General features: G+C 67.9%; 26 protein-coding genes and 1 pseudogene. 14 read left to right on the forward strand and 13 right to left on the reverse strand.

Annotation, left to right across the window (positions count from 1 at the left end):
• Nucleotides 1-4: 4 nt before the first annotated feature.
• The 4 genes and pseudogenes from ACT2CW_RS37255 to ACT2CW_RS37270 all read left to right on the forward strand — a co-directional run.
• Nucleotides 5-985, forward strand: a complete 981-nt coding sequence (locus ACT2CW_RS37255) for an FAD binding domain-containing protein (protein WP_432045452.1) — start codon at nucleotides 5-7, stop codon at nucleotides 983-985.
• On the forward strand, nucleotides 982-3,168 hold the full coding sequence (locus ACT2CW_RS37260) for a xanthine dehydrogenase family protein molybdopterin-binding subunit (protein ID WP_445519766.1): 2,187 nt from the start codon (nucleotides 982-984) through the stop codon (nucleotides 3,166-3,168). Before ACT2CW_RS37255 ends, ACT2CW_RS37260 begins: the two co-directional genes overlap by 4 nt.
• 162 nt (nucleotides 3,169-3,330) lie before the next feature.
• The gene (locus ACT2CW_RS37265) at nucleotides 3,331-4,455 is read left to right on the forward strand and encodes an XdhC family protein (RefSeq protein ID WP_445519767.1); all 1,125 of its coding nucleotides are present in this window, start codon (nucleotides 3,331-3,333) and stop codon (nucleotides 4,453-4,455) included.
• A gap of 43 nt (nucleotides 4,456-4,498) precedes the next feature.
• A pseudogene (locus tag ACT2CW_RS37270) lies at nucleotides 4,499-4,804 on the forward strand (helix-turn-helix domain-containing protein); the annotation flags it as partial.
• Here the strand turns inward: ACT2CW_RS37270 and ACT2CW_RS37275 are convergent.
• Both ACT2CW_RS37275 and ACT2CW_RS37280 read right to left on the reverse strand, forming a co-directional pair.
• Entirely contained in the window at nucleotides 4,746-5,132 is a 387-nt protein-coding gene (locus ACT2CW_RS37275) for a transposase (protein ID WP_445519890.1), read from the reverse strand. The pseudogene ACT2CW_RS37270 and the gene ACT2CW_RS37275 overlap by 59 nt on opposite strands.
• A gap of 46 nt (nucleotides 5,133-5,178) precedes the next feature.
• Nucleotides 5,179-5,853, reverse strand: a complete 675-nt coding sequence (locus tag ACT2CW_RS37280) for a DUF3159 domain-containing protein (protein ID WP_445519768.1) — start codon at nucleotides 5,851-5,853, stop codon at nucleotides 5,179-5,181.
• 337 nt (nucleotides 5,854-6,190) lie between these two features.
• Here ACT2CW_RS37280 and ACT2CW_RS37285 point away from each other — a divergent pair, with 337 nt between their 5' ends.
• Genes ACT2CW_RS37285 through ACT2CW_RS37310 form a run of 6 tightly spaced genes read left to right on the forward strand, consistent with a single transcriptional unit; the run spans nucleotide 6,191 to nucleotide 13,405 of the window.
• Nucleotides 6,191-7,330, forward strand: coding sequence for a VOC family protein (locus ACT2CW_RS37285; RefSeq protein WP_325117163.1), 1,140 nt, complete (start codon nucleotides 6,191-6,193; stop codon nucleotides 7,328-7,330).
• A complete protein-coding gene (locus tag ACT2CW_RS37290) occupies nucleotides 7,327-8,286 on the forward strand; it encodes a fumarylacetoacetate hydrolase family protein (protein ID WP_445519769.1) in 960 nt (319 codons plus the stop codon). The genes ACT2CW_RS37285 and ACT2CW_RS37290 overlap by 4 nt, the downstream gene beginning before the upstream one ends.
• A gap of 56 nt (nucleotides 8,287-8,342) precedes the next feature.
• Nucleotides 8,343-10,199 carry an AMP-binding protein gene (locus ACT2CW_RS37295; RefSeq protein ID WP_445519770.1) on the forward strand — a complete coding sequence of 619 codons (1,857 nt, stop codon included), beginning with the start codon at nucleotides 8,343-8,345 and terminating at the stop codon, nucleotides 10,197-10,199.
• On the forward strand, nucleotides 10,196-11,716 hold the full coding sequence (locus ACT2CW_RS37300; RefSeq protein WP_445519771.1) for a bifunctional 3-(3-hydroxy-phenyl)propionate/3-hydroxycinnamic acid hydroxylase: 1,521 nt from the start codon (nucleotides 10,196-10,198) through the stop codon (nucleotides 11,714-11,716). Before ACT2CW_RS37295 ends, ACT2CW_RS37300 begins: the two co-directional genes overlap by 4 nt.
• Entirely contained in the window at nucleotides 11,713-12,720 is a 1,008-nt protein-coding gene (locus tag ACT2CW_RS37305) for an amidohydrolase family protein (protein WP_445519772.1), read from the forward strand. Before ACT2CW_RS37300 ends, ACT2CW_RS37305 begins: the two co-directional genes overlap by 4 nt.
• Nucleotides 12,721-12,751: 31 nt before the next feature.
• Nucleotides 12,752-13,405, forward strand: coding sequence for a TetR/AcrR family transcriptional regulator (locus ACT2CW_RS37310; protein ID WP_413100044.1), 654 nt, complete (start codon nucleotides 12,752-12,754; stop codon nucleotides 13,403-13,405).
• Between the two features lie 94 nt (nucleotides 13,406-13,499).
• Here the strand turns inward: ACT2CW_RS37310 and ACT2CW_RS37315 are convergent, their stop codons facing one another.
• The 6 genes from ACT2CW_RS37315 to ACT2CW_RS37340 all read right to left on the reverse strand — a co-directional run bounded on the left by ACT2CW_RS37315 (nucleotide 13,500) and on the right by ACT2CW_RS37340 (nucleotide 18,055).
• Complete coding sequence (locus ACT2CW_RS37315) at nucleotides 13,500-14,339, reverse strand: MBL fold metallo-hydrolase (protein WP_413100043.1); 840 nt, start codon at nucleotides 14,337-14,339, stop codon at nucleotides 13,500-13,502.
• Between the two features lie 35 nt (nucleotides 14,340-14,374).
• Complete coding sequence (locus ACT2CW_RS37320; RefSeq protein WP_445519773.1) at nucleotides 14,375-15,430, reverse strand: MBL fold metallo-hydrolase; 1,056 nt, start codon at nucleotides 15,428-15,430, stop codon at nucleotides 14,375-14,377.
• Between the two features lie 173 nt (nucleotides 15,431-15,603).
• Nucleotides 15,604-15,909 (reverse strand): alpha/beta hydrolase fold domain-containing protein, encoded by a 306-nt coding sequence (locus tag ACT2CW_RS37325; RefSeq protein WP_445519891.1) that lies wholly within the window; start codon nucleotides 15,907-15,909, stop codon nucleotides 15,604-15,606.
• A 368-nt stretch (nucleotides 15,910-16,277) separates the two neighbouring features.
• Entirely contained in the window at nucleotides 16,278-16,685 is a 408-nt protein-coding gene (locus tag ACT2CW_RS37330) for a carboxymuconolactone decarboxylase family protein (RefSeq protein ID WP_414082792.1), read from the reverse strand.
• Nucleotides 16,686-16,743: 58 nt separating this feature from the next.
• On the reverse strand, nucleotides 16,744-17,160 hold the full coding sequence (locus ACT2CW_RS37335; protein WP_182470164.1) for a nuclear transport factor 2 family protein: 417 nt from the start codon (nucleotides 17,158-17,160) through the stop codon (nucleotides 16,744-16,746).
• Between the two features lie 67 nt (nucleotides 17,161-17,227).
• Nucleotides 17,228-18,055 (reverse strand): enoyl-CoA hydratase/isomerase family protein, encoded by an 828-nt coding sequence (locus ACT2CW_RS37340; RefSeq protein WP_445519774.1) that lies wholly within the window; start codon nucleotides 18,053-18,055, stop codon nucleotides 17,228-17,230.
• A 169-nt stretch (nucleotides 18,056-18,224) separates the two neighbouring features.
• Between ACT2CW_RS37340 and ACT2CW_RS37345 the strand changes: the two genes are divergently transcribed.
• A complete protein-coding gene (locus tag ACT2CW_RS37345) occupies nucleotides 18,225-19,076 on the forward strand; it encodes a helix-turn-helix transcriptional regulator (RefSeq protein ID WP_445519775.1) in 852 nt (283 codons plus the stop codon).
• Between the two features lie 122 nt (nucleotides 19,077-19,198).
• Here ACT2CW_RS37345 and ACT2CW_RS37350 read toward each other — a convergent pair whose 3' ends face one another.
• Entirely contained in the window at nucleotides 19,199-19,435 is a 237-nt protein-coding gene (locus ACT2CW_RS37350; RefSeq protein WP_445519776.1) for a RidA family protein, read from the reverse strand.
• Between the two features lie 293 nt (nucleotides 19,436-19,728).
• Nucleotides 19,729-19,884 (reverse strand): hypothetical protein, encoded by a 156-nt coding sequence (locus ACT2CW_RS37355; RefSeq protein WP_445519777.1) that lies wholly within the window; start codon nucleotides 19,882-19,884, stop codon nucleotides 19,729-19,731.
• Between the two features lie 210 nt (nucleotides 19,885-20,094).
• On the opposite strand from ACT2CW_RS37355, the gene ACT2CW_RS37360 reads away from it, so the two are divergent.
• Together ACT2CW_RS37360 and ACT2CW_RS37365 are read left to right on the forward strand one after the other, a co-directional pair.
• On the forward strand, nucleotides 20,095-20,502 hold the full coding sequence (locus tag ACT2CW_RS37360; RefSeq protein WP_182470161.1) for a PaaI family thioesterase: 408 nt from the start codon (nucleotides 20,095-20,097) through the stop codon (nucleotides 20,500-20,502).
• Nucleotides 20,503-20,530: 28 nt separating this feature from the next.
• A complete protein-coding gene (locus tag ACT2CW_RS37365; protein WP_445519778.1) occupies nucleotides 20,531-21,175 on the forward strand; it encodes a TetR/AcrR family transcriptional regulator in 645 nt (214 codons plus the stop codon).
• Here ACT2CW_RS37365 and ACT2CW_RS37370 read toward each other — a convergent pair.
• The 3 genes from ACT2CW_RS37370 to ACT2CW_RS37380 all read right to left on the reverse strand — a co-directional run bounded on the left by ACT2CW_RS37370 (nucleotide 21,167) and on the right by ACT2CW_RS37380 (nucleotide 24,090).
• Entirely contained in the window at nucleotides 21,167-21,376 is a 210-nt protein-coding gene (locus tag ACT2CW_RS37370) for a transposase (protein WP_445519779.1), read from the reverse strand. The genes ACT2CW_RS37365 and ACT2CW_RS37370 overlap by 9 nt on opposite strands.
• A gap of 459 nt (nucleotides 21,377-21,835) precedes the next feature.
• Nucleotides 21,836-22,612, reverse strand: coding sequence for a hypothetical protein (locus tag ACT2CW_RS37375; protein ID WP_445519780.1), 777 nt, complete (start codon nucleotides 22,610-22,612; stop codon nucleotides 21,836-21,838).
• A gap of 455 nt (nucleotides 22,613-23,067) precedes the next feature.
• Nucleotides 23,068-24,090, reverse strand: a complete 1,023-nt coding sequence (locus ACT2CW_RS37380; protein WP_445519781.1) for an aldo/keto reductase — start codon at nucleotides 24,088-24,090, stop codon at nucleotides 23,068-23,070.
• 113 nt (nucleotides 24,091-24,203) lie between these two features.
• Here ACT2CW_RS37380 and ACT2CW_RS37385 point away from each other — a divergent pair, with 113 nt between their 5' ends.
• Nucleotides 24,204-24,830 carry a TetR/AcrR family transcriptional regulator gene (locus ACT2CW_RS37385; protein ID WP_445519782.1) on the forward strand — a complete coding sequence of 209 codons (627 nt, stop codon included), beginning with the start codon at nucleotides 24,204-24,206 and terminating at the stop codon, nucleotides 24,828-24,830.
• Nucleotides 24,831-24,962 lie beyond the last annotated feature (132 nt).

Genomic DNA, 24,962 nt, shown 5'->3' on the forward strand with positions numbered 1-24,962 from the left:
TCTCATGCATCCCTTCACCTACACCAAGGTCGCGGACACACGGGAGGCGCTCAACGCCGGTCGGAACGGGGGGCGTTACATCGCCGGCGGCACCACCCTCGTCGATCTGATGCGGGAGACCGTCGAGCGTCCTGGTTCGCTGGTCGACATCAGTGCCCTGCCGTTGAGCGAGATCACCGCCACCAAGAGCGGGGGGCTGCGTATCGGCGCCCTGGTCCGTATGTCCGAGGCTGCCGCCCACCCCAAAGTGCGCGCCCTGTATCCCGTCATCTCGCAGGCGCTGGAGCTGAGCGCGTCCGCCCAACTGCGGAACATGGCCACCATCGGTGGCAACATCATGCAGCGCACCCGGTGCACATACTTCCGGGACGTGACCGCGGCCTGTAACAAACGCGAGCCCGGCTCCGGGTGCGCCGCGCTGCGCGGCTATAACCGCACCCACGCGATCCTCGGCACCTCCAACAGTTGCGTGGCCACGCACCCCTCCGACCTCGCGGTCGCCCTCGCCGCTCTGGAGGCCACCATCCATCTGCTGGGGCCAGACGGTGCGCGCATCGTGTCTTTCGCCGACTTCCTGCTCCAGCCGGGCAGCACTCCGAACCGCGAACAAGCCCTACACCAAGGTGAGTTGATCACCGCAGTGGAGATACCGGCCCACCCGCGGCCACTGAGGTCCGGGTACCTCAAGGTGCGCGACCGGCAGTCCTACGAGTTCGCGCTCACCTCCGCCGCAGTCGCGTTGCACATCCGCGACGGCGTCATCCGCGAGGCGAAGGTCGCCGCCGGCGGTGTGGGCACTGTGCCGTGGAAGCTGCCCGCCGTCGAGCGCCACCTCATCGGCGAACGCCCGTCCGACCGGCTGTGGGCCGAGGCCGCCGCGCAGGCTGCCGACGGCGCCCGCCCCCTAACGCACAACGGCTTCAAGACCGAGCTACTGAAACGCACCATCGAACGCCAGCTGAACACCGTAGGAGGCACCGAATGAGCCAGCCACAGGCAGCAGTCGGTGCGCCGGTGCCCCGCGTCGACGCACGACTGAAGGTCACCGGACGAACGAAGTACGCCGGAGACAACAACCCCGACGGGGTCGTGCACGCGGTTATCGTCGACAGCCATGTCGGACGCGGCCGTATCACCGGCATCGACGCCCGCCCCGCCGAAGCCCAGACCGGTGTCGTGAAGGTGATCAGCCACCTCAACGCGCCGAAGCTGCCGCCTCGTGAAGGAACACTCCCGCCGGGTAAGCCGCTGCGCCCGTTCCAGGACGACCGCGTCCAGTTCTTCGGACAGCCCGTCGCGGTCGTCGTGGCGACCACGCTGGAAGTGGCACAGCACGCCGCGAGCCTGGTGAAGGTCTCCTACGATGTCCAGCCTCCCTCGACCAACATCAGCACCGCCAACCCTGCTGACAACCCCGAGACCTATGCGCGCGGCGACGCAGACACGGCCCTGGAGACCGCCGATGTCAAGCTGGATCTGGCGTACCGGATGGCCCGCAACCATCACAACCCGATGGAGCTGGCCAGCACCGTCGCCCACTGGGAGGGTGACAAGCTCACCCTCTGGGAGAAGACCCAGTGGGTGGGCGGCACCCTGGCGACCATGGCCAGTGAGTTCGGTATGCCGCCGGGCCGGATACGCGTCATCTCGCCGGCCGTCGGCGGCGGCTTCGGCAGCGGTGGCCGGACCCACGTGCACACCTCCATCGCGGCCCTGGCCGCCCGCGAAGTGAAGCGTCCCGTAAAACTCGTTCTCACCCGCCGACAGATGTACTTCGGCGTAGGGTCCCGGCCAGCATACGAATACGCCCTGCGACTGGGCAGCGACCGGCGGGGCCGCCTGACCGCGTCCACGCACGACGTCCGTGCCGAAACCTCCCGCTACGAAACGCACAGCGAAGCCGTGCTCGAACCCGGCCGGATGCTCTACAGCACGCCCAACGTCCGCCAGGTGTACCGGCACGTCCCGCTGGACGTGAACTCGCCGTGGTTCATGCGTGGTCCCGGCTACTCCAGCGGTACCTACTGTGTCGAGACGGCGATGGACGAACTCGCTCACGAACTGGGCGTGGACCCGATCGAGCTACGGCTGCGCAACGAACCCGCCGACGACGAGTCCACCAGGCTGCCGTTCTCCACCCGCCGCCTCCGCGAGTGCTACCGCGAGGGCGCCCGCGAGTTCGGCTGGCACCGGCGCAACCCCAAGCCCCGCTCGACGCGCGACGGTGACTGGCTCATCGGCATGGGGATGGCCGCCGGTGTCTACGACACCGCGCGCAGCGCGGCCCAGGCATCGGTCAGGCTCGACGCCGACGGCACCGCCCTCGTCCAGTCCGCGACCACCGACATGGGCCCCGGCACGGCCACGTCCATGACTCAGGTCGCCGCCGATGCCCTCGGCCTGTCCATGCGCCAGGTGACCTTCCGGCTCGGCGACTCCCTCATGCCCACGGCCCCCGGCCACCACGGCTCGCGGACCATGGCCAGTGTCGGATCCGCCGTCCAGGACGGCTGCGACAAGCTGCGCAAGCAGGCGATCACCCTTGCGGTCAAGGACGAGGAGTCACCGCTGTACGGCGTCGACCCCACCGAAGTGGTGGTACGTGGCGGCCGACTGTACGTGAAGGACCAGCCCACACGCGGGGAGACGTATCAGCTGCTCCTGGCCCGCAACGACCGCACCCACCTCGAAGCGCTCGGCTCGTACGCCGGCGCGCCGGAATCGGAGAGGTTCGCCTTCCACGCCTATGCCGCGACGTTCGCCGAAGTGGCCGTCGACGCCCGCCTCGGCCTGGTGCGAGTCCGGCGCATGGTCGGCGTGTACGACGCCGCCCGGATCATCAACCCCAGACTCGCCGACAGCCAGGCCATCGGGGCCATGACCGGCGGTATCGGGCAGGCCCTGCTCGAGCACACGGTCACCGACCACCGCGACGGCAGGATCGTCAACGCCAACCTCGCCGACTACCTCGTGCCAACCCACGCCGACATGCCCGACATGAAGGCGATCTACATCGAGGGCGAGGACTTCGAGGCCGACCCGATCGGCGTCAAGGGACTCGGTGAGGTCGTCATCGTCGGAGTGGCACCCGCCATTGTCAACGCGGTCTTCAATGCCACCGGACGCCGGATCCGCGAGCTGCCCATCACTCCCGAAGCACTGCTCTGAGGGCCCGGGTAGCCGGTGCACTCACCCGGCCACCTCCCCAAACGCAAACGTCCGGCGGCTCTCGTCCCCACACCGCCGGATAGCAGGGCCGTCGCCAAGCGTCCCTTTCCCCAGGTCGCGCTGCGGCGTCCTCTTCCTCCCCCACCTCATGGAAAGCCCGTCATGCTGAACATCGCGGATACATTGCGTCAGTGGTGCCGCGAGGGACGCCCCTTCGCCCTCGCCACCGTCGTCCACGTCAGCGGTAGCGCACCCCTCCCCGTCGGCACAGCACTGGCCGTGGACACAAATGGCACCGTGATCGGCAGCGTCTCCGGCGGCTGCGTCGAAGCGGCGGTCTACGAACTATGCCAACACCTTCTCGCACACGGCGGGCCACCCGCCCTCGCCGACTTCAGCTACTCCGACGACGACGCCTTTGCCGTCGGCCTGACCTGCGGCGGAGAGATTGAGGTCCTGGCACAGCGCGTGGAGCCTGCCGACGAGCCCCCCTTCGTCGCTGCCCTCGATGCCGTGGCCGCAGGGCACTCCTGCGCCGTGGCCCAAATCATCGACGGCCCCGGTGAACTCATCGGCCGCACCCTCCACGTCCCCGAAAGCGGTCCCCACGACGGGACCCTCAGCGGCAAGAACGAGGACACGGTGGTCGTGGAGCACACCCGTGCGCTCCTGCGTGCGGGCCGCACCGCCCGCATCGAGGTCGGCGGCGACACCGATACCTGCCCCACAAAGTTGACCGTCCTCGTCCACACCAACGCACGCCGCCCCCGCATGCTGATCTTCGGCGCCGTCGACTTCGCCGCTGCCCTATGCCAGGTCGGCCGCTTCCTCGGCTACCACGTCACCGTCTGCGACGCCCGCCCCGTCTTTGCTACGCAGGCCCGTTTCCCGCACGCCGATGAGGTCGTCACCGAGTGGCCCCACCGTTACCTCGCGGTCACCGAGACCGACGCCCGCACCGCCGTCTGCGTCCTGACCCATGACGCCAAGTTCGACATCCCCCTGCTGCGGTTGGCGCTCGCTCTCCCCGTTGGCTACGTCGGTGCCATGGGCTCCCGACGCACCCACGAACATCGCATAAACCTGCTCCGGGAAGCCGACGTGCCCGAGGAGCAACTGGCCCGTCTGCACTCGCCAATCGGCCTGGACCTCGGTGCCCGTACTCCCGAGGGGACAGCCATCTCCATCACGGCGGAGATCATCGCCCACACCAACCGCGGCACGGGCCTGCCCCTGTCGCACGGCATCGGCCGCATCCACCATCCCGCACAGCCTCTCCCTGCCTAAGGGCTGTCCCCTAACTGCTGGTCACGGGTGAGATGATCTCGCTGTGTCTGGTGTGATCACGGCGTCGGAGCCCTCCTGGATAGCCCCGTTCACCGGGCTGAGCCCGCGCCAGTTCAGCAAACTGATCACCACGCTCCGGGGTGAGGGTGCGGATCCGGTGCGCAAGGGCCGGCCCTGGAGCCTGCCGCTGGACGACCGCGTGCTCCTGGTCGCCGCGTACTGGCGCACCAACCTGACCCTGCGCCAACTGGCAGCGCTGCTCGGGGTGTCGAAGTCGGCGGCCGACCGCATCATCGACCACCTCGGGCCCTCGCTCGCGCTCCAGCAGCGCAAGCGGTTCCGCAAGGACGGGTCTGGCGGACGCCGGCCTGGCGGCAGGCGTCGGCGAAGGCCCGGCTGGTGTACTGGGCACCGTGATCGGTGTGCATGACCGCCCCGGCGAGGCTGCCGCGGGTCCGTTCGGCGGCGGCCAGGGCGTCGATGACGAGGCCGGTGCGCATGTGGTCCGCGATGGCCCAGCCGGCCAGGCGGCGTGAGGCGAGGTCGATGACGGTGGCCAGGTAGAGGAACTTCCCGCCGTCCAGCGGGAGACAGGTAAGGTCGCCTGCGTACTTCGTGTTCGGCTCGCTCGCCGTCTCCAGCTTGCCGTCGGTTCGTGGTGGCGCGGCCCGGTCGATGCCGGGGGATCAGATGTCTGGGACGCGACGCTCGACTGCCGGGAAATCAGTTCCGCGGCTGTTGCAAACGCGACCGTGTTTCGAGGGGGGTGCCGCCATCGAGGGGGCGCGTAGCGCGGCGTACGACCACAACGGTAAGGATGACCATCAGCAGCAGCGTCGGCTTGTTGAAGAACGTGCCCAGCAGGGTGAGTCCGGCGACTGAGTCCATCGAATAGACGTAGGCGAACGGCACGAGGTGTGATACCCACAGCGCGCTCCAGATGGCGGTTAGGCGTCGATGGCGCTTCCGGGCCCGTGGATCGCCGAGGGTAGTTGCCGGCTCCAGACGGATCTTGCGGCACACCACCTCGGTGGCCGGGCGTCCGATCAGCAAGGAGGCCACGCACACCACCAGACCAGAGCCGTTGATCACGAACTCTGGGATGTAGAACGCCCGCCCTTCGTCGAAAGCGATGGCGCTCACGCTGTGGAACGCCACGAGCACTGTTGACCCGGCGACGACGATGAGCCGGTCGCCGCGGTGTCGGCGGACTCCGGCGACCATCAAGGCGGCCAGGAGGGCGGCGAGTGCTCCCCACTCTGGGCCCCAGCGAGCCTCAACGAGCAGGAACGTCGCCGGCGCGGCGGCCGCATCGACAATGTGCCGCGCTATGTCAGCCGCACGGTGGGGGTGCTCGAAGATCGGTTTCCGCCCATTACGTGTGTCGGGTTCGGTCATTGCGTCCTCCATCAGTCGTTACGCAGCCGGCCAACCTGGCTCCACATCTACACGACCTGATGGGTCGCTCAGTAATGGTTGACACATCACTACTGATAAGTCAATCATTATGTAAGCGTCAGTTTGGCGCGCCGCCTGCCGGATGCTGCGACACGAACGGACCGGTGTAGTCCTGTCGTTGCGGGCGGTTGGACGAAACTCCGTTCTCGGGCGGCGATCTGGCCTTCAGCTGCGGAAACGCCATCGGGGGCGCCAGGCGCCGTGGCTGCCCGGCCGGCCTCAGGGAGGGCATGTACATGGCAGCCACGAGATTCATCGAGAGAGGGGTTTACCCGTGATCGAGGTTGAGCAGCTGGCCACAACCGTTCCGGTCGACGTCCATGACGGACTCCACAGCGAGCTCGGGGCCCTGCGGGGTGAGCACCCCGGTCGTGCCCGGAATCCTGTGATCAAGGTTGTCGAGCTTGGGTGGCTGGAATTCGCAAAGCCCGACCTTGACCGCGCTGAGCGCTTCGCCCGCGACTTCGGCTTCTCCGTCCACGAGCGCACGCGCGACCGGCTCAGTCTGCGCGGAACATGGTCCGCGTTGCCGTGCCTGGTCATCCACCGGGGTCGGAGTGCCCGTTTCATTGGCCTGACGTTCATCGCGGAGTCTGTCTCCGATGTACGCCGCCTGGCCCGCTGGAGCCGGGCGAACGCGCTGCCGTTCGGGGCCGGGCAGGCCGTCCAGCTTGTCGATCCGAGCGGCATACCGGTGCGGGTTGTCGCAGGAGTGGAACGGCCGGGCGCTCTGGCTGAACGTGCTCCGCTCGAGCTGAACTCCGGCACAAAGCCGGTCCGGATCAATGCGACCCAGCGGGCTCCGCGGGCTGCGCCGGAGGTGCAGCGGCTCGGCCACGTCGTGCTGGAGACGACGAAGTTCCAGCGAGCTCTGTCGTGGTACCTGGAGGCGCTCGGGCTGATCGTGAGCGACTTCTTGTACCTCGATGATCTTCGCGACCGTGGCCCCACCATGGCCTTCATGCGCTGCGACCTCGGGTCGATACCAGCCGATCACCATACGCTGGCCATGCACCTCGGGCCACGCATCGGCTACGTGCACTCCGCATACCAGGTCACCGACTTGGATGCCGTGGCGGCGGGCGGGGAGTTTCTCGCGGAGCGCGGGTACCGGAGGGTGTGGGGGATCGGTCGGCACATCCAGGGCAGCCAGATCTTCGACTACTGGCGTGACCCCGACCGCATGATGGTCGAGCACTACGCCGACGGCGACCTCTTCGACTCCTCACTCGAGCCCGGCTGGGCGCCCATGAGCGCGAGCGGTCTCGCCCAGTGGGGCCCGCCCGTCTCCCGCGACTTCCTCGGCAGCGAGCCCAGTCCCAGCATGGTTGCCGCGCTGCTCAAGGCGCTGGGCGACAAGGACAACGAGATCGACAAGAACACCTTGAAGGCATTGGCGAAAGCGATGGCTGCATGAGTATCAACGTGGCACGAACCGACGACGGCTGGTGGGTCGAAAGCGATGGTCGGCTCACACCGATCCGGACCGAGGCCGGCACCACGGCAGAGCTCCTCGCCGACCGATCAGAAGTCGAGAAGGCGGCGAGGGCCCCCGACCCCAATGGGCCCCGACTCCAGGACACCGAGATGCTCTCACCGGTGACTGTGCCCGCCCGTGTAGTCGCCCAGATGGTCAACTACCGTAGTCATGCGCACGATTCGGGGTTCAATCCCGACACGGTGCCACCGGCCTTCTTTCGTAAGTCTTCCGGCTCGGTCTGCGGGCCCACCGCCGACATCCGTTGCCCCGACCACGTCCGCTTCCTCGACTACGAGGTTGAGCTCGGCCTGGTGATCGGGCGCCGCATCGACGTCGGCACTTCGCTCACCGAGGGCGAACTTGCTGATGTCGTCGCAGGCATCGTTGTCACCAACGACGTCAGCGCTCGCGACATCCAGCTGACGCGTACGCAGTTCTACGAGTCGAAGTCTTACCCCACGTTCACGCCCGTCGGCCCGTTCCTCACCCTCGTCAACGGCGCTGAACTCGCTGCCCTGGAACGCCTGCGTCTCACCCTGAGTGTCAATGGCGAGGTCCGCCAGGACAGCACCGTTGCCGACATGATCGTCAAGCCTGCGCGGGCACTCAACCTACTGGCGCGTTTCCAGGCCCTGGACGTCGGCGACCTGGTGCTCACGGGCACTCCGGGCGGCACTGCACTCAAGTCGCCCGGTGTGGTGGTGGAGAAGATCGGCGCGCTGCTGCCGCCCGCCGTGAAGTGGAAGACATTCTTCAAGAGCCAGGCCGACAACCCGCATTATCTCAAGGACGGCGATGTCGTGGCCGCAACGATCAGTGATCCCATACAGGGGATCAATCTCGGTCAGCAGATGAACATCGTGAGGGGCCCGGCTCGGAGGGCGGTGCTGTGAGGCCGATCGAGGTGCAACCGCCCACCGAGGGCGTGGACCTGCCGCCCTTGACTGGTATGGCAGATCTGCAAGCCATCGAGCGGATACCGCTCGCTGAGCGCGACCTCGCCCTCACCACATATGACCTGTTGGTGCGGGCCGCAAAGAGGTGGCCGGGGCAGACCAGCTCACTGTGGATCCCTGATGCGGCCGCGATCAAGGACCACGTTGCGGTGACCTTCGGCGCGCTACTCGACCGAGTGCACGCGATCGGCCATGCCCTCCACGGTCTGGGAGTCGGGCGGCAGGATGCCGTCACGCTGATGGCTCCGAACTGCAGCGATCTCCTCGCCGCGACCCTTGCAGCCGAAGCCGTGGGGATTGCAGCACCCGTCAATTCCGCTCTCGATGTGCATCATCTCGCCCACATTGTCCGCCTCACCGGCTCCCGAACGCTCGTCACGGCCGGCCCCGAGCTCGACGAGGCGCTGTGGAAGCGGATGCTCGAGGGCGCCGCTGATCTCGGGATCGATGTCCTAGTCGCGCTGTCGCCGGATGGCGATGAGCCGAAAGCCGAACTGGAGACGCGAGCCGGACTGCGCGCCATACGGCTCGAAGATCTGGTGGGCGCCGTCCGGGACACTCCCGCCGACTTGCCGACCGCGCCTCCGGAGCCCGACGACCTCGCGGCCTTCTTCCATACGGGTGGCACCACTGGCACCCCGAAGGTGGCTGCCCACACTCACCGCAACCAGGCCGTGATGGCGTGGACCATCGCGCTCGCCGGTGCCTCCCGCAGGGGCGAGAGTATCGTCGCCGGCCTGCCGCTCTTCCACGTCAACGCGCTCCTCGTGACCGCCCTCGCGCCGATGATCAGTGGCGCCCGGTCGATCTGGCCGGGCCCGCGGGGCTACCGCGACCCGAAGCTGTACGCCGCTTTCTGGCAACTTGTTGAACACTACCGGCCGCGCGCCATGTCGGCGGTCCCCACCGTCTACGCATTCCTCTCGGCGACGCCGGTTGACGCCGACATCAGCTCTCTGGAGGTCCCAGTCGTCGGTGCCGCTCCGCTGCCCGACGCGGTACGGCACACGTTCGCCGAGGTGACGGGGCTTGAACTTCTGGAAGGTTATGGGCTCACTGAGGGCACTTGCGCATCCTCGGTGACCCTGCCCGGCGATGCATGCCACGGATCCGTCGGACAGCGGCTGCCCTATCAGACCGTGGCAGCCGCCGAGGTCGACGCGGTGATTGGCCAGGTGCGGCCGCTTCCCGAGGGCGAGACCGGTGAGCTGGTGATCAGCGGTCCGACTGTCTTCGCCGGATACCTGCGACGCGACGAAGGCCGCCGAGAGGTGTCTGATGAGGGCATCGTCATCGACGGCTGGCTGCGCACCGGCGATCTGGGCTTCGTACGCAACGAACGGGTTCATCTGCGTGGTCGGCAGAAGGACCTGATCATCCGCGGTGGCCACAACATCGACCCCGCGGTCATCGAGGACGCCCTGCTGGCCCATCCCGGGGTGGCCGCAGTCGGCGCCGTCGGTCGGCCCGACCGCAAGTCCGGGGAAGTGCCGGTCGCGTTCGTCTCGCTCGCCAGTGGCGAGGTCACTGTGGAGGAGCTGACGAAGTGGGTGGACCAGCACATCAGCGAACCGGCGGCGCGCCCCAAAGTGATCACCGTGCTTGACTCGATCCCGCTCACTGAAATCGGGAAGCCGTTCAAGCCCGCGCTGCGGGAGGCGGCAGCGGCCCAGCAGTTCCGTGACGAGCTCGTAGCGCAGGGCATCGAGGGCGTCGAGGTGGGCATCGGTCACGAGGCAGGACGGTTGGTCGTGCGTCTGACTGGCGGCGGTGAGGTCAGCCGGGCTGTCGCGGCCCTGTACGGCTACGACGTCGACCTCCGTGCCGGGGCCGGAGAGGAGGGCCAATGACGTCGACCGACCCTTGTCCGCCCTCCGGGCCATGGGACGTGATCGTGGTCGGCGGCGGTCCTGCGGGTGTGTCAGTGGCGACCCTGCTGGGTCAGCACGGCCTGCGCATTGCGGTGATCGAACGCCATCACGAGGTCTACCCGCTCCCGCGGGCCGTCCACCTCGATGACGAGGTCTACCGGATCTTGTACCAACTGGGCATCGGTGAGGAGTTTGCCGCCCATACCCGGCCCGCTTCGGGCCTGCGCCTCGTCGATGGGTGCCACCGCGAGCTGGCCACCTTCACTCGCGAGCTGATGACGGCTTCAGGAGTCCCGCAGGCCAACATGTTTGATCAGCCTGAACTCGAGCGCTTGCTGCGCGACAACCTCAAACGTCGTCCCGAGGTGACGCTTCTCGGTGGGCACGAACTGCTGCATCTGGACACCACCGACGCCGCGTCCGTGACCGCCCACCTGCGTCAGCCGGACGGCTCGCTCGTAGATCTGCGGGCGCCGTACGTGATCGCCTGCGATGGCGCCAACAGCACGGTTCGCAGCCAACTGGGTATCGGCAGCGTTGACCTCGGGTTTGAGCAGCGCTGGCTGGTCGTCGATATCCGCTGCCGACTTGAGTTTGACTCCTGGGAAGGTGTGCACCAGGTGTGTGACGCCCATCGGGCAGGTACCTACATGCGCATCCGCGACGACCGCTATCGCTGGGAGTTCCAACTCCTCGAAGGCGAGAGCGCGACTGACTACGCGAACATCCCGGCCCTGCGCCAGCTGATCGGGCCCTGGGTCCGCAACGTACCCGACGACCGGTTGATTTTGCTCAAGTGTGCGGAGTACACCTTTCGGGCTCGGGTCGCCCAACGGTGGCGCGATGGTCGAGTCTTTCTCGCCGGTGATGCGGCACATGTCACACCGCCATTCATCGGGCAGGGCCTGTGTGCAGGTCTGCGCGATGCGCAGAACCTCGCGTGGAAGCTGGCCTCGGTGATGCATGGGCGCGATGATCCGGAGTTCTTGGATTCCTACGAGGCGGAACGTCGGCCGCACGCCACGACGATGATCAAAAGGGCCAAGGTCATGGGGCAATTGATGACAGGTGGCGGGCGGATAGCCACGCTCGCACGCCGCCGTCTGGTGCCTACGCTTGCCCGCTCCCGGGCGGTGCAGCGGCTCCTTCTCGATAGCCGCACTCCAGCGCTGAAAGCCGGCCCTCGCGTCCTACGGCGCACTCCTGGCACCGTGCGCGGTGCACTCCTCCCTCTTGTGCGTTTGCCCGGCCCGGACGGCGACCTCGTGCTGGTCGACCAGGTGTTGGGTGACAGGGCCACGGTTGTCGCGCTTCCCGGCGTCGACCTCGCGGCAGTCCCCGACGCCCTTCCCGCTGCGTGGTTGACCGTCAATCCGCAGGGCAGCGAGGGCGAGCGGTACCTGGCACGGTGGCTGCGAGACGCCCGTGTCGCGTGGGTCCGAGTTGATCCCGACCGCGTGATCGCGGCCGCCGGGCCGGCGGGGGTGGCGCAGTGAGCGAACGGATCATCGACGTCCACAGCCACTTCCTGCCGCCCTGGTATGCGGAGCTTGCCAGAACCGCTGGTCACGCGGTGCCTGACGGAATGCCGGGCTGGCCGGCATGGAACGCCGATGATCACCTTGGGTTTATGGACGAGCGATGCATCGCACGGTCGCTGCTATCGCTTTCCAGCCCCGGCGTCGCGCTCGGTGGAAGTGTCGATCCTGAACACCTTGCGAGACGCGTCAATGAGGCCGGTGCGGCGGTGGTGGCGGACCACCCGGCGCGCTTCGGGCTGCTCGCCTCCCTGCCCTTGCCGGATGTTGACGCCGCACTCGCCGAGCTCGAGCGCTCTGTCGATCATCTCGGTGCCGAAGGAGTCATCCTCTCCACACACGCGCTGGGCACCTATGTCGCTGACGGCTCGCACGATGTGTTGTGGCAGGAACTGGCGAACCGGGAGTGCGTGGTACTCCTCCACCCGACCTCGCCGGTCGGCTGGGAGGCCAACGCGATGGACCAGCCTCGACCGATGGCGGAGTTCCTCTTCGACACGGCCAGGGTGGTCTTGGCCCTCGCGATGCGCGGCGTGCTCGGCCGTCATCGCCGCCTTCGCCTCGTCGTGCCCCACTCCGGCAGCCTGGTGCCGATGCTCGTCGACCGGGCCGCGCTGTTCCAGCTCGGGCAGCGACTGGCTCTGTCGCCTGACGACCCGGCTCACGGCGAACCCGGAGTGACTGACGTCCTCGGCGATCTTTGGTGGGACCTCTCCGGCACACCAACCGCCACCCACCTCAATGCAATCACCGACCGGTGGGGCGCCGAGCAGGTCGTCTACGGCAGCGACTACTGCTTCACCCCGCCTGTCGCGGTCGATCTCCAGCTCGGCCTCCTTGACGACTCCTGGTCGACCAGCTCGACCGGTCTCTCACTCCCCACGTGGCGAGAGAAGACGACGGCCAACGCTGCCCGGCTACTCCGCGGCGCGTCGCGGAGTAGCCGGAAGCCCTATGCCTGAGATGACCGACGCTCGGGCTACGATCCGCACCATGCCTGAAAAGTCACCCTCACGCGGAGAGCGACGGAAGCTGCGCACGCGCGCAGCCCTGATCGAAGCAGCACAGGAGATCTACTCACAGCGCGGTGACTTTGACGTAAGCATCCAGCAGATCACAGAAGCGGCCGATGTCGGTTTCGGGTCGTTCTACAACCACTTCTCATCGAAGGCCGAGCTACTCGAAGCGGCGATCGCCGAAGCGCTCGAGACACACGCGGCATGGTTGGAGGGGCTGCTTGCAGACGTCGACGATCCGGCCGTGGTCTTCGCGACATCGATGCGTCTCACCGGTCGCCTGATCCGCACGCATCCCCGGATGGCCCGGGTGATGATGAACATGAACAGCAGAGGCGCCCTGCTCGAAGCGTCGTACGGCCATGCGGCGCACGCCCGTCGCGACATCGAGGCGGCTATCGACGCAGGTCGCTTCGCCGCCGAAGATGTCCGCGTCGCGCTCGCCTGCGCGACAGGATGCCTGCTCGCCGTAGTGCACCTGTGCGAGACCGACCCCAAAGCCTCGGTCGATGACATGACCGACCAGACCGTCCTCAATGTCTTGCGGATGTTCGGCATGGAGGACGCCGAAGCGCACCGGATCGTGACGCTGCCCCTACCCGTCGATGAACCGCCGACGGTATCGATCTGAGGTCCAAGACGCCCCAGCCCCTGGGGCACCACATGAAGATCTTCGTGACACGACGGTGCGCCCCCTGTAGAGCGTGGGGGGGCGCACCGTCGTGTCACGAAGAAGCTGGTTCTTGGCCGAACTCGATCGTTGCGAGATCCTGCCCGACGGTGACCTGACCGTCGTAACCGCCGCGGCGAAGGTCGGCGGTGAACTCCTGTTCCTCCCCAGGCGTGTTGGGTGCGGGGATCAGATGTGTGAGCACCACATGCGGCACACCCACCCGCTGCGCCATCGCGCCCAGGGCGACGGTATCGGCGTGATAGCTGAAGATCGTCTCGAATCTGGTGCCCCGCACCGCCTCCGCGAGAGCAGTGCTCCGGCATGCCTCGTGCACAAGGACATCGGCTCCTGCCGACAGCTCGGCGACCTCGTCGCAGACGCGGGTGTCGCCGGAGACGACGACTGAGCCGTCCGGGGTGGTGATGCGGTACCCCACGGCCTCCTCGACCGGCTCGTGTCGCACACGCACGGCTTCGATCTCCACCCGTCCGCAGGCACTGCGCCACACCACTGCCGGCTTATCCGGGACGTCGAACCAGTGCGCCTCGACTTGCGGCCCGCCTTCCTGGACATGCTGGGCGCGGACTTCGATGTCGTACTCGTAGGTGTCGAGGAGGCGCTGCAAGAAGGTCTCTGCCCGTCCGGCCGGGGCCACGAGTGGTAGACCGCCCGTGTGGTACAGGTGATCCTGCACCCATCGGGTGAGCACCAGGTCGGCGAGGCCGGTCACGTGGTCGCTGTGCAGGTGGGTGAGTAGGACGACGGTCAAAGCATGAGGAGCGACGCCGGCTTGCCCCAGTCGCATGAGCGTCGAGCGGCCTGCGTCGACCTGGACGTGAATGTCGTCGTAGGTGATGAGCACACCAGCGCCGGCGCGCTCCGGGCTCGGCATCGGAACACCTGTCCCCGTAAGGGTGACTCGCGTCGTCACTGGTGAATCTCCTCTCGATTGCCCACACTCAGACGCATGCCTTCCTCCGCGACGACCACACGGCCCGCAAAGGTCGTAGCCGCCATGTCCCAAGGAGGCGCGGCGGGGTCGCATCGGCCAAGGTGTGTCAGCACCAAGGTGCCCGCCCCGGCCGCCTGGGCGACCTGGCCGGCCTCGATGGGACTGGTGTGCGCTGCGCGCAGGTGGTCCAGCTTGGCCTGCTGCGCCGGCGTGCGGGGCTCAGGTAGGAACTGCTCGATGAAATCGACGTCGTTGGCCTCGTGGACCAGCACGTCAGTGTCGCGAGCCAGCCGCACAAGGTTCTCTGACACGCAGGTGTCGCCCGAGAAGGTCACCGAGCCGGCGGCGGTATCGAAGCGGAAGGCCAGTGCCGGAAAGACCGGGCGGTGGTCGACGAGCGTCGCACTCACTCTGACGTCGTCGTCCTCATAGACAGCGAACGGCTCGATGATCGGCGCGGGATTCACGTCGGGGTCTCCGACAGCGGCGATCACCGAGGCGGGAAGACGTACGTCGCTTGCCCGTAGTACCGAGTCGGGGTGCGGCTTCCCGCTGTCGCGCACGTTGTCGTTCAGATCTGCGGCGAACGCCGCCTGTAGCATCCGCACCATGTCGACCGTCCCCGGCAACGGTCGCTCAGGATGAACCAGGGGAACGTTGCGCCCCGCGACTGAGCCGTGCGTAGGCGGTGGCGTACCCCGTGACCCCGGGCCCATGACGAGGATCGGCTCCTCCCGGGGCTCAAGGCCGTAGGTGAGGAGTTCTGCGAGACCGATTGTGTGGTCGGAGTGCAGGTGGGTGAGGAACACGGCCCGCAAGTTGCGCAGCGGTGTGAGGCCGAAGCCGGTACCCAGACCGTACTGGTGGTAGCGCTGGCCCCAGCCGTAGCCGACGTCTACTACGTAATGGTGCTCGCCCACGCATAGCACTGTGCTGGTCCCACTGCGCCCTGGGTCCGGCCAGATCCGACCGGCGGCTGTGCCGAGTGTGACCAGTTGCAACTGAGAGGACTGGTGAGTCACGGATCGCACCCTTCGTCGGGCGCGGGAAGGCTAAATGGAGTCGGCTGCATAAGGATCCTCTGCTCGATGCGCCCGCTCGCGAAGTGGCGGGTAACCCCAGACTGTCTCGCCATATCTGATAATGCAAGCAAGTCTGATGAGTTCATCATTAATGGCTGTGGGTCGAGTGGTCGAGGCAGGGCCTATCGGGAAGGAGTAGTTGGTGTGAGTGCGACATGGAGTCGAGCGGGCCGCAGAGTGACATGTTCATCGACGGGCACGCCGGACGCCCGCAGGTGTTGTAGCAAGACGTGGGCGTCGTCGTGCAGTGAGTCGCAGCCGGCGCTGACCAGCACAGTCGGCCGCAGTACAGCGAGCGCATCGGAGAGCACTGGGGCGAAGCGTGGATCATGCCGCTGCGCCGGGTCCACGAGGTAGGTGTCGATGCACCGGTCGACCGCCTGGGTGGTCAGTCCGTATCCCCCGGCGAAATCGGTACGTGATGGCAGTGTGGGTCACCCGAGACGACGAGGTAGACGAGCAGTTGAGCGAGGGGGGCGAGTCGGCGAGCGCCGGCGCGGCCCCTGTTGCCGGGTTGGCTCCGGCGCTGGTACCCGCGACCGCGACCCGGGTCGGAAGGCTCAGCAGCGCGAGCCGAGCTGGTCTTCCATTCCGTCCCGGTACGCTTGGTGGATGGTGCCGCGCTCGCACACCGGCGCCACCCCTGAGCGGCTGCCACCAGCACGGCTGCGCGTACGGTCCCGCCGCGGCGGCTCGGCCTTCACCGGCACGGGTCGGTACGCCCTGCCCGGATCCAGGACAGCCCGACGGCCGGCACGGGTACGGGGCCGTGCCGGCCGTCGGGCTTCGGGGTGTGTCAGGCCGCCTTGCGGGAGGCGAGGAGTTCGGCGACCGCCTGCGATGCCTGGATGGCGCGGGGGAAGCCGCCGGGGATGGTGGTCAGGTAGACGATCTCCTTCAGCTCGTCCTCGGTAACGCCCGCGTTGAGGGCATAGCCTCCGTGGATCTTGATGAAGTCGCCCAGGCCGAGGACGGCGAAGGCCGCGACGAGGGCGAGCTGGCGGGTGCGGACGTCGAGGACGTCCCGGGCGAAGATCTCGCCGACCGCGTAGGCGTTGACGGCGTTGGCTAGGAACGGGAAGTCGCGGTCGAGCGCGTCGAGCGAGGCCGGGCGGGCGCCGCCGCTGAGGGACGTCACGATGTCCTCGCCGCGGCGGCGGCGGACGGCGGTGGTCTCTTCGGGGTCGACGGTGTTGGCGGACATGCGGGTTTCCTCTCAAAGGGGTTGTGTCGGGAGTGGTGTGTCAGGAGTCGGCGCGGTGTCAGGGGTGCTGCGGGGCCGCGACCGGGCGGGGGCGGTCGAGATAGTCGTGGGCGTCGAGGATGAGCCCGTCGCGGACCCGCCAGACGAAGCAGGCAGCCATCTCGAAGTGCTCGTCGGGGGCGGGACCGGTCCCGTCGTAGACGAACTCGGCGATGACGGTCTCCGGGTCCGTGGTGTCGTGCCAGACGACATCCCGGGCGCGGAGGCTGAGGCCGCTCTGCGCGAAGTGGTCGAAGTGGAGCCGGAGCGCCTCCCGGCCTTCGAGCAGGCGCGATTCGTCTCGCGCGAAGGGGTGGCGGACGACGGTGCCGTCGGCGTACAGCTCATGCAGGTGCTCCCACCGGTCCGCGCTGACGTCGTCCAGGAGCTGGGCGAGTACGTCGCGGGGGGAGCGGCTGGTGCGGGTGTCGGTCATGGGTCTCCGATCGGGGCGGGGGTAGGGGGTCAGGGGGCCGAGAGGCCTGAGGCAGGGGCCGGGCGCGTCAGCCGAGGCGTTCCAGCGCGGCGGTGAACTGCTCGCGCTCGAACTCCTCCTCCTGGGCGCCGAGTTCGAGCAGGAGCCGCATGCGGCGCTGCGCCTCGCCGCCGACGAGGGTCTGGTGCAGCGTGTGGGTCTCCTCCAGCAGGCCCAGCTGGATCGGCAGCTCGGAGGCGTCGACGGCCACCTTGTTCAGGGCGATCGCCGCCGCCGGGAACGTGGCGATGCGCGCGGCCAGCCGGTCGACGAAGGGCCACAGCTCGGCGGCCGGCAGGGCGCGGTTGACCAGGCCGTACCGCTCGGCGAGCTCGGCGTCGAACTCGTCGCAGCCCAGGATCATCTCCAGCGCCCGGCTGCGCCCGAGCAGTCGCGGTAGCCGCTGGGAGCCGGTGGCCCCCGGCAGGACGCCCACCGCCACCTCGAACTGGCTGAGCAGGGCCCGGCCGCGGGCGGCGAAGACCATGTCGCAGGAGGTGAGGAACTCGGTGCCGGCCCCCGACGCGCGGCCCTCAAGGACCCCGATCGTCGCCTGGGGGAGGGTGCGCAGGTCCTCGAAGAGCGTCTGGAGCGCGCCGAGTTTCGTCGGCTTCGGCGGGATCTCGTCCACCGGGTCGAGGAAGAGGTTGAGGTCGGCGTGGCCGATGAAGAAGTCGGGGTGGGTGCTGGAGAAGACCACGACGCGGGTGTCCCGGCTCGCGGCGAACCGGTCGAGCAGCCGGCGGAAGTCGGCGATCATGGCCGGGTCGAACAGGTTGATCGGCGGGTTGTCGAACGTCACCCGGGCGACGCCCTGGCTCTCGGTGACGTTGAGTGTGGTGAATTCCTCGGACACGTTCCCTCATTGCGTAGTCGGACACGGTGTGTGCCTGCTGGCCCGCTGAACAGGCGTTCCGCGGTGCCGGTTTCGACTCTCCCGGTTGCGTCGGTGGGCAACCAGACCGGACCGTGGGGGGGAGTGCCGCACACAGGCAGGGGCGGGTGGGGCGTCGTACCGTGGTGGCATGAGCCAGCACGGAAGCAGCACGTCCGGTCTCGGTGGGTTCCTGCGCGCGGCCCGGGCGCGCGTCGATCCGGCGCGCGCCGGGCTGCCCAGTGCGGGCATGCGCCGGGTGCCGGGGCTGCGCCGCGAGGAGGTCGCGGTGCTCGCCGGGGTCAGCGCCAACTACTACACGCGGCTGGAGCAGGGCCGTGAACGGCACCCCTCGCTCCAGGTGCTGGACGCGCTGGGCCGCGCGCTCGACCTCGGACCCGACGCCCGGGAGCACCTGCACCGGCTCGCCGGGGCGACGCCGAGCCGCCGCGGCTTCCCGCAGCCGGCGGTGCGGCCGGACGTCCTCGAACTCGTCGAGGAGTGGACGACCACCCCGGCGCTGGTCCTCAACGAGACGCTCGACGTCCTGGCGCAGAACCGTCTCGCGGCGGCGATGCACTCCGGTTTCGCAGACCCGGTCAACCTCGCCCTGATGACCTTCGGCGACCCGGCCGGCACCGGCTTCTACACCGACTGGCACCAGGTGGCCGAGGCCGTGGTCGCCACCCTCCGCCTCGCCCAGGGCCGCCGCCCCCACGACCCGCGGCTGCTGGAGCTCGTGGCGCGGCTGTCCGCGTCGAGCGCCCACTTCCAGGAGCTGTGGGACGCTCACCCGGTCCGGGGGCGTACCTACGAGGCGAAGCGGTTCACGCATCCCGTCGTCGGCGCGCTGGAGCTCACATACCAGGCGTTCGACATCAGGGGCTCCGACGGGCAGGAACTGCTCGTCTACCGGGCCGAGCGCGGCAGCCGCACCGCGGACTCCCTGCGCCTCCTGGCCGGCCTCGCCGAGCCCGCCCCGGCGACCGCGTCCGCCGAGTAGCCGCCGAGCGGCCGCGCGGGCGCCGGCGAGGGGGAACGGGGGCCTTGTCCGGGACCCCGGCCGTCAACCGGCGCTCGGCACGACGGCCGGCGCGTCGATCTCGACCCGGAAGTCCGGGTGGATCAGGCCGGCGGCCCCCACCAGGGAGCAGGCGGGCGGGTGTTGGGCGTGTCCTGGTGCGCGTCCCGCACCCCGTGGAACGCGGCCAGATCGGCCAGATCGGTCAGGTAGACCGTCGCTTCGACCACGTGCTCCAGGCCGGAACCGGCTGCCGCCCGCGCGGTGGTCGGGTTCGCGTACACCTGCCGGACCTGCGCCTCGGTGTCGTCCTTGCCGACCAGGTTGCCGTCCGTGCCCACCCTCACCTCGCCCCGGGTTCGCCCGCGACCAACGGATTTCCCGTCCCTACGACAGCAGCTCAAACACCCGGAGCAGTGGAACCCGGCGCCACCCCGAGGCGACACTCGGGCCCTGGGCCCGCACAGCCTTCGCCCACGACACGAAAACGGTCCACCGACTCCGTCGGCGGACCGTCACGAAACTTCGAGGTGAGACAAACTCTAAATCCCGGCAAGCCCTTACGGCCCACCAGGACACCTTCCCTTGGATCTGCAAGATCCATTGTCAGAGTGTCCACGCCATGGGGGTCGCCTCAGCGCAGGCCGATCCCGCCCGCATGGGCTCGTCCGCGGGACTGCTGCGCACGTTCATGTACATCGGCGCACTGTTCGCGGCGGCGGCGAGCGCCGGATTCTTCCGCGAACGGCGCCACCAGTTCCGGACTGCACGCCATGGTCTGGCTGCTCATCGTTGTGGCCGTTGTGTTCCTCGTCCTGTGCGCAGCCGACCGGTCACTGGGCCGCGTCGGTACAACACCCGGCGACACGGCATCCGCTCTCCGCGAGCGGACTTCCCGGCAACCGTGGCATATCAGGCGGCCGACCGGCCACAAGTCCCCGGTTGACGGGCTGAGTTAACGTCGATAACTTATCATTTCTTACTCAGATGGGAGCAGCCCGTGCCCACACTCGGAGCCGAAGACGTCTACGCGCTCGCGCCGTACGCCAAGACCCTCGGAGTCGTGTTCGACGAGATGACGGCAGCCGGCGTTCGAGCCACGTTGGCGCACGATCTCTCGCTCTCCACGGTGGGTGGTGGCCTCCATGGAGGAGCGTTGATGGGACTGGCCGACGTGAGCGGTGCCGTGTGCGCCGCCCTCAACGGTCCGGCCGGCGCCGCACCGGCCACCGTGGAGTCGACCACGCATTTCCTTCGGCCGGCACACACGGACGTCGTCGCGACAGCTCGCCCCCTGCGTGTGGGTCGCAACACCGTCATCGAGGTCGACGTGCACGACACCGAGGGCGAACTGTGCGCCCGGGTGACCCAGGTGGTCACCGCCGTCAAACCGACCAAGACATCCTGATGTCGCCCTCTCCCGAAGGTCCCCTCCCGTGACCGGCTCCCGTGTTCGCGCCGCCAAGGGCCAGGGCGGCCTGCTCCGCGAGCAGCTTCTCGACATCGCCGATCAGCTGCTCGCAGACGGTGGCGCCGACGCTCTGACGATTCGCGCGGTGACGACAAGGGCGGGAGTCACCCCGCCGGCCTTCTACCTCCACTTCGCCTCGAAGAGGGAACTCGTCCACGCCACGTGCCTGCGGGTGTGGAGTTCACTGTTCATCGAGTTGGAGGCCGTGTCCCGGGGGGTCCCGGATCCGGTGACGGCGCTTTACGAAACCTGCGTCGCCTACATCGCATTCGGGCTTCGCCATCCCTCCCAGTACCGACTGGTGATGGACAGCGAGGCCACCGAGGCCAGTCGCCAGAACGAGGACGCGTGTTTCCGCTATTTCCGGGACAAGGTCACAGCCTGTGCCGATGCCGGCGTACCGGTGGAGAGCACCACCGAAACCGCCAGACTTCTGTGCTCAGGCGTACACGGCGCAGTCAGTCTCCTGATTCATCAGGAACATGACGCATGGCCTCCGGACACCGCCCGCTATGCCACCCGGGCGGCGTCCTCAGCCGTGCACGGCGCTCTTCTCACCGCATCTCATGCGTCCCGGCCCTCGATGTCCACCGTGACCCGGTCAGGCTGAACCAGGTTCGAAGACGGACTCTGGTTTCGAGTGACCTGCGGCGCCCAACTCATTGGCCAGCTCGCGTGTTTTGATCGCCGACCACAGCAGTTCCACCGGGTTCAACTCAGGTGCATAGGCGGGCAGCCGTTCCAGCGTCAGCTCTGTCCGGCTACCCAGGCTCGCATGTCCCGGCTCCAGTGCGCGGACAGCCCGACCCACACCAGCACTACCGGCTCACCCGCATAGAACGCTTTGACCTGCCGCAGTACATCGATCAACGTCATGGTGTCGTAGCTGCCCGGCTTGAGGTGGAAACACAGCCACGGGGCGCGTACCTCCGGCGCATCTGGGGCAGCGGCGACACCCCCGACTCGTCGAAGAACACTAGGGAGCCGGGCAGCGCCGACGTCCCAGGGGTGCTCTGCGCCGGGCCGCCACACCCTCAGCCGCCCGGCGCGAAGAAGCTGGCGGCGTGCGACATCCGCCGCCAGCCGGGGTCCAAGGCCGCAGGCGCTGTGGTGCTCGGCCACCGCCGTCACACCTGCGGAGGTGAACCGTGGGCGGGAGCCGTTCCTTCGCGGCTTCGATCTCGGGCTCGCCTTCCGGCTCATGAAACAGACCCTCGGCTGGACCGCCGCGAAACTCCGTCACGCTGTGTCGAGGTGTGGCGAGCCGGGGTTAGCGTGCGGCTGAGATCATTTCGAGCGTAGCGGCGAATTCGATCGCCAGGTGCAGCTTGTGTCCGTCGACCAGTTCCTTCGGCGTCTTCGCGGGGAAGAGTGCGCAGAGCTTCACAAGCAGGCCGTTGGGCAGGGGCTTGCACTGGTGGTAGGCGACGATGTCGATCGGGGTGCCATCGCTCGTGAGCTTCACGCGTCCCGGGAGGAGCAGCTGGAATCCCTCATCGAGGTCGAAGGGAGCGGGGAGCGTCGGGTCGACCGTGACCAGCACATCCGTCGGGGCGCCGTACATACCGAACGTCTCCATGGCATAGGCACCCCCGGCCCCTTCCGGGCAGAAGAAGAAGTGATCGGGATTGGCCTCCACGACCAACTTCTGGAGCTCGTCGAAATCGGCCACGTGAGCCCGGAATTCTTCCAGGGCCACCCCGGTCACCGCGAGCTCGGCGCACGACTTCTGCAACGGCAGCCCGGCGGACGCGGTGTTCCAGTCCTTCCACATCCGGTCCGACGTCCGCAGTGGTTCCGCGAAGAGCTTGCGCAGTCCTTCCGCGCCGTACGCCAAGGTGGTTGCGACGTTGATGTCGTGTGCGTCTTTGGGAGTGAGGTAGTCGATCTCGTCGTCGGACAGCGGCCTGTTGTGATGTTCGATGCTCGCGCCGAGCCGCTTCATCTGGTGCAGCACGTGCAGATCGCGGACATAGCGCAGCCTGTCGAGTTGCTCAGCCGAATAAGACTGGCCGTCGATGGTGCAGTCGATGGTGATTTCCCTCATGAAAGACCTTTCTGAGGTGTCGGCAGGGTCTGGGGCAGACCCCGGCACGTGCGGTCGGCGGACGGTGGCGCAATCCCGAGTTCTGGGGCCTTGGGCTGGTCGTCCTGGTCGAAGGCACAACATCGGTGCCTGGCGAGGACACCTCGTCGATCCGGTCGAGGAGGTCGTCGCTGAGCCGGACGTTGAAGCCGGAGGTGAGGTCGCCGAGATGGGCCATCGTGCGCCGTCCGATGATGGCCGCTGGTGACGCCGTGGTGAGCGATGGTGAACCCAGTAGCGAGGTGAGTCGGTGACCTGTGGCCTAGAGGCGTGTAGGGCCGGATGATCCGGCGCGCTACGGCCGGCGGGGCAGGCAGGCAGGCGGAGCGCCCGATGTACAGCCGGTCACGGACGGCGAGGGTGAGCGGCTGAAAGTCGTCGGTGTACCGCGAGGTCACCGACAGCAGTGCGGAGCGTCAGGCAGCCGCGCGCTCGCCGAGGGGGCGGCGACGCAGGCTCGCGGTCTCCAGGGCGGGAGGCATGTAGTTCTGGTCGAGCGTGCCGATGTCGGTGCCTGGCGCGACGATCTCGTCGATCCGGTCCAGGAGGTCGTCGCCAAGGACGACGTCAAGGCCAGCGAGGAGGTCATCGAGGTGATCCATCGTGCGCGGCCCGATGATGGCGCTGGTGACGCCCGGGTGGGCGATGGTGAACGCCGTGGCCAGGTGGGTCAGCGGCATGCCCGCTTCCTTGGCGAGGGAAATGAGCTGTTCCACGACGTCGATGCGGCGCTCGTCGTTGAGGTGCTTGACGAAGCCCGCACGGATCAGGGTGTTCTCCTGGTCCTTGCGCACGCGGCCGGTGAGCAGCCCCTGAGCGAGCGGACCCCACACCAGGGTGCCCATGCCGTACCGCTGGGCGACGGGCAGGACTTCGCGCTCGATACCGCGGTTGAGGATGGAGTAGGGCGGCTGCTCGGTGCGGAAGCGCTCCAGTTTCCGGCGCTCTGCCACCCACTGTGCCTCGACGATGTCGGAGGCCGGGGTGGTGGAGGAGCCGATGGCGCGGACCTTTCCGCTGCGGATCAGGTCGGTGAACGCGGAGAGTGTTTCCTCGACGTCGGTCGTGGGGTCGACGCGGTGGATCTGGTAGAGGTCGATGCGGTCGGTCTGTAGGCGACGCAGCGAGTTTTCGACCGCGGTCATGATCCAGCGCCGGGAGGCGCCCTGTTGGTTGGGGTCCTCGCCCATAGGGCGGCTCACCTTGGTGGCCAGCACGATGCTGTCGCGACGCCCCTTGAGCGCCTTGCCGACGACTTCTTCCGCGTCGCCGTAGGCGTCGGCGGTGTCGACGAAGTTGATGCCGGCGTCCAGTGCCTTGTGGATGACGCGGATCGAGTCGTCGTGGCCCGCTTTGTTGACGACCGAGGCGAACATCAGCGTGCCGAGGGCGTACGGGCTGACCTTGATGCCGGTGCGGCCCAGCGTGCGGTATTGCATGGGGTCCCTCCTGAGTTGTGGAAGAGCACCGGTGAGATGCCCTACCCTGGTTAACCGGAATACCTTTCCGCAACTATATGGAAAGCTATTCCGGTTACGCAACTGGAGGGATCATGACCGAGAAGGCAGCGCGGCCCGGGGTGCCCCGCCGCACCCGCGCGGACGCGCAGCGCAATGTCGAGGCCTTGCTCAAGGCCGCAAGGACCGTCTTCGACACATCCGGCGTCAACGCACCCGCCAAGGAGATCACCGACCTGGCCGGCGTCGGCGTCGGAACGCTTTACCGGCACTTTCCGCTGCGCTCCGACCTGGTCAAGGCAGTGGTGGAGAGCGGGATCGACGCGTGCGCCGCCGCGGGACCGCAGCTCAGCGCCGTCCACGAGCCGGGAGAGGCGCTTGCCGAGTGGCTGCGCCAGTACACCGAGTTCCTGGGAACCAAGCGAGGACTGGCCCCGGCCCTCCATTCGGGCGATCCGGCCTACGAGGCCCTGCCCGGCCACTTCCTGGAGAAGCTCGGCCCCGTCCTCACGCAACTGCTCGACGCCGCGGCAGCCGCCGGGGAAGTCCGCGACGACGTCAGCACTCATGACCTGCTGTACGCCATCGCCAACCTGTGCATGCCCGTGCCCGGCCAAGGACCCGAGTACAACCAACGTATGGTCGCCCTGCTCATCGATGGGCTGCGCGCCCCACGCCAGGGTGGTTCATCTGACTCGTCATCAACAGATGATGGCCGCTGAAGAGACGGCATCACCCGGCAGCCATGTCGACGGCAACTCATGGCCACGGACACCTTCGCCGTAGAGGTCCTCCCCGTCCTGGTCGACAGCGACTTCCACCACAGCGCGCCCGAGGACCAGGGCATGATGCCA

It is taken from the genome of Streptomyces sp. NEAU-174 (assembly GCF_052665095.1).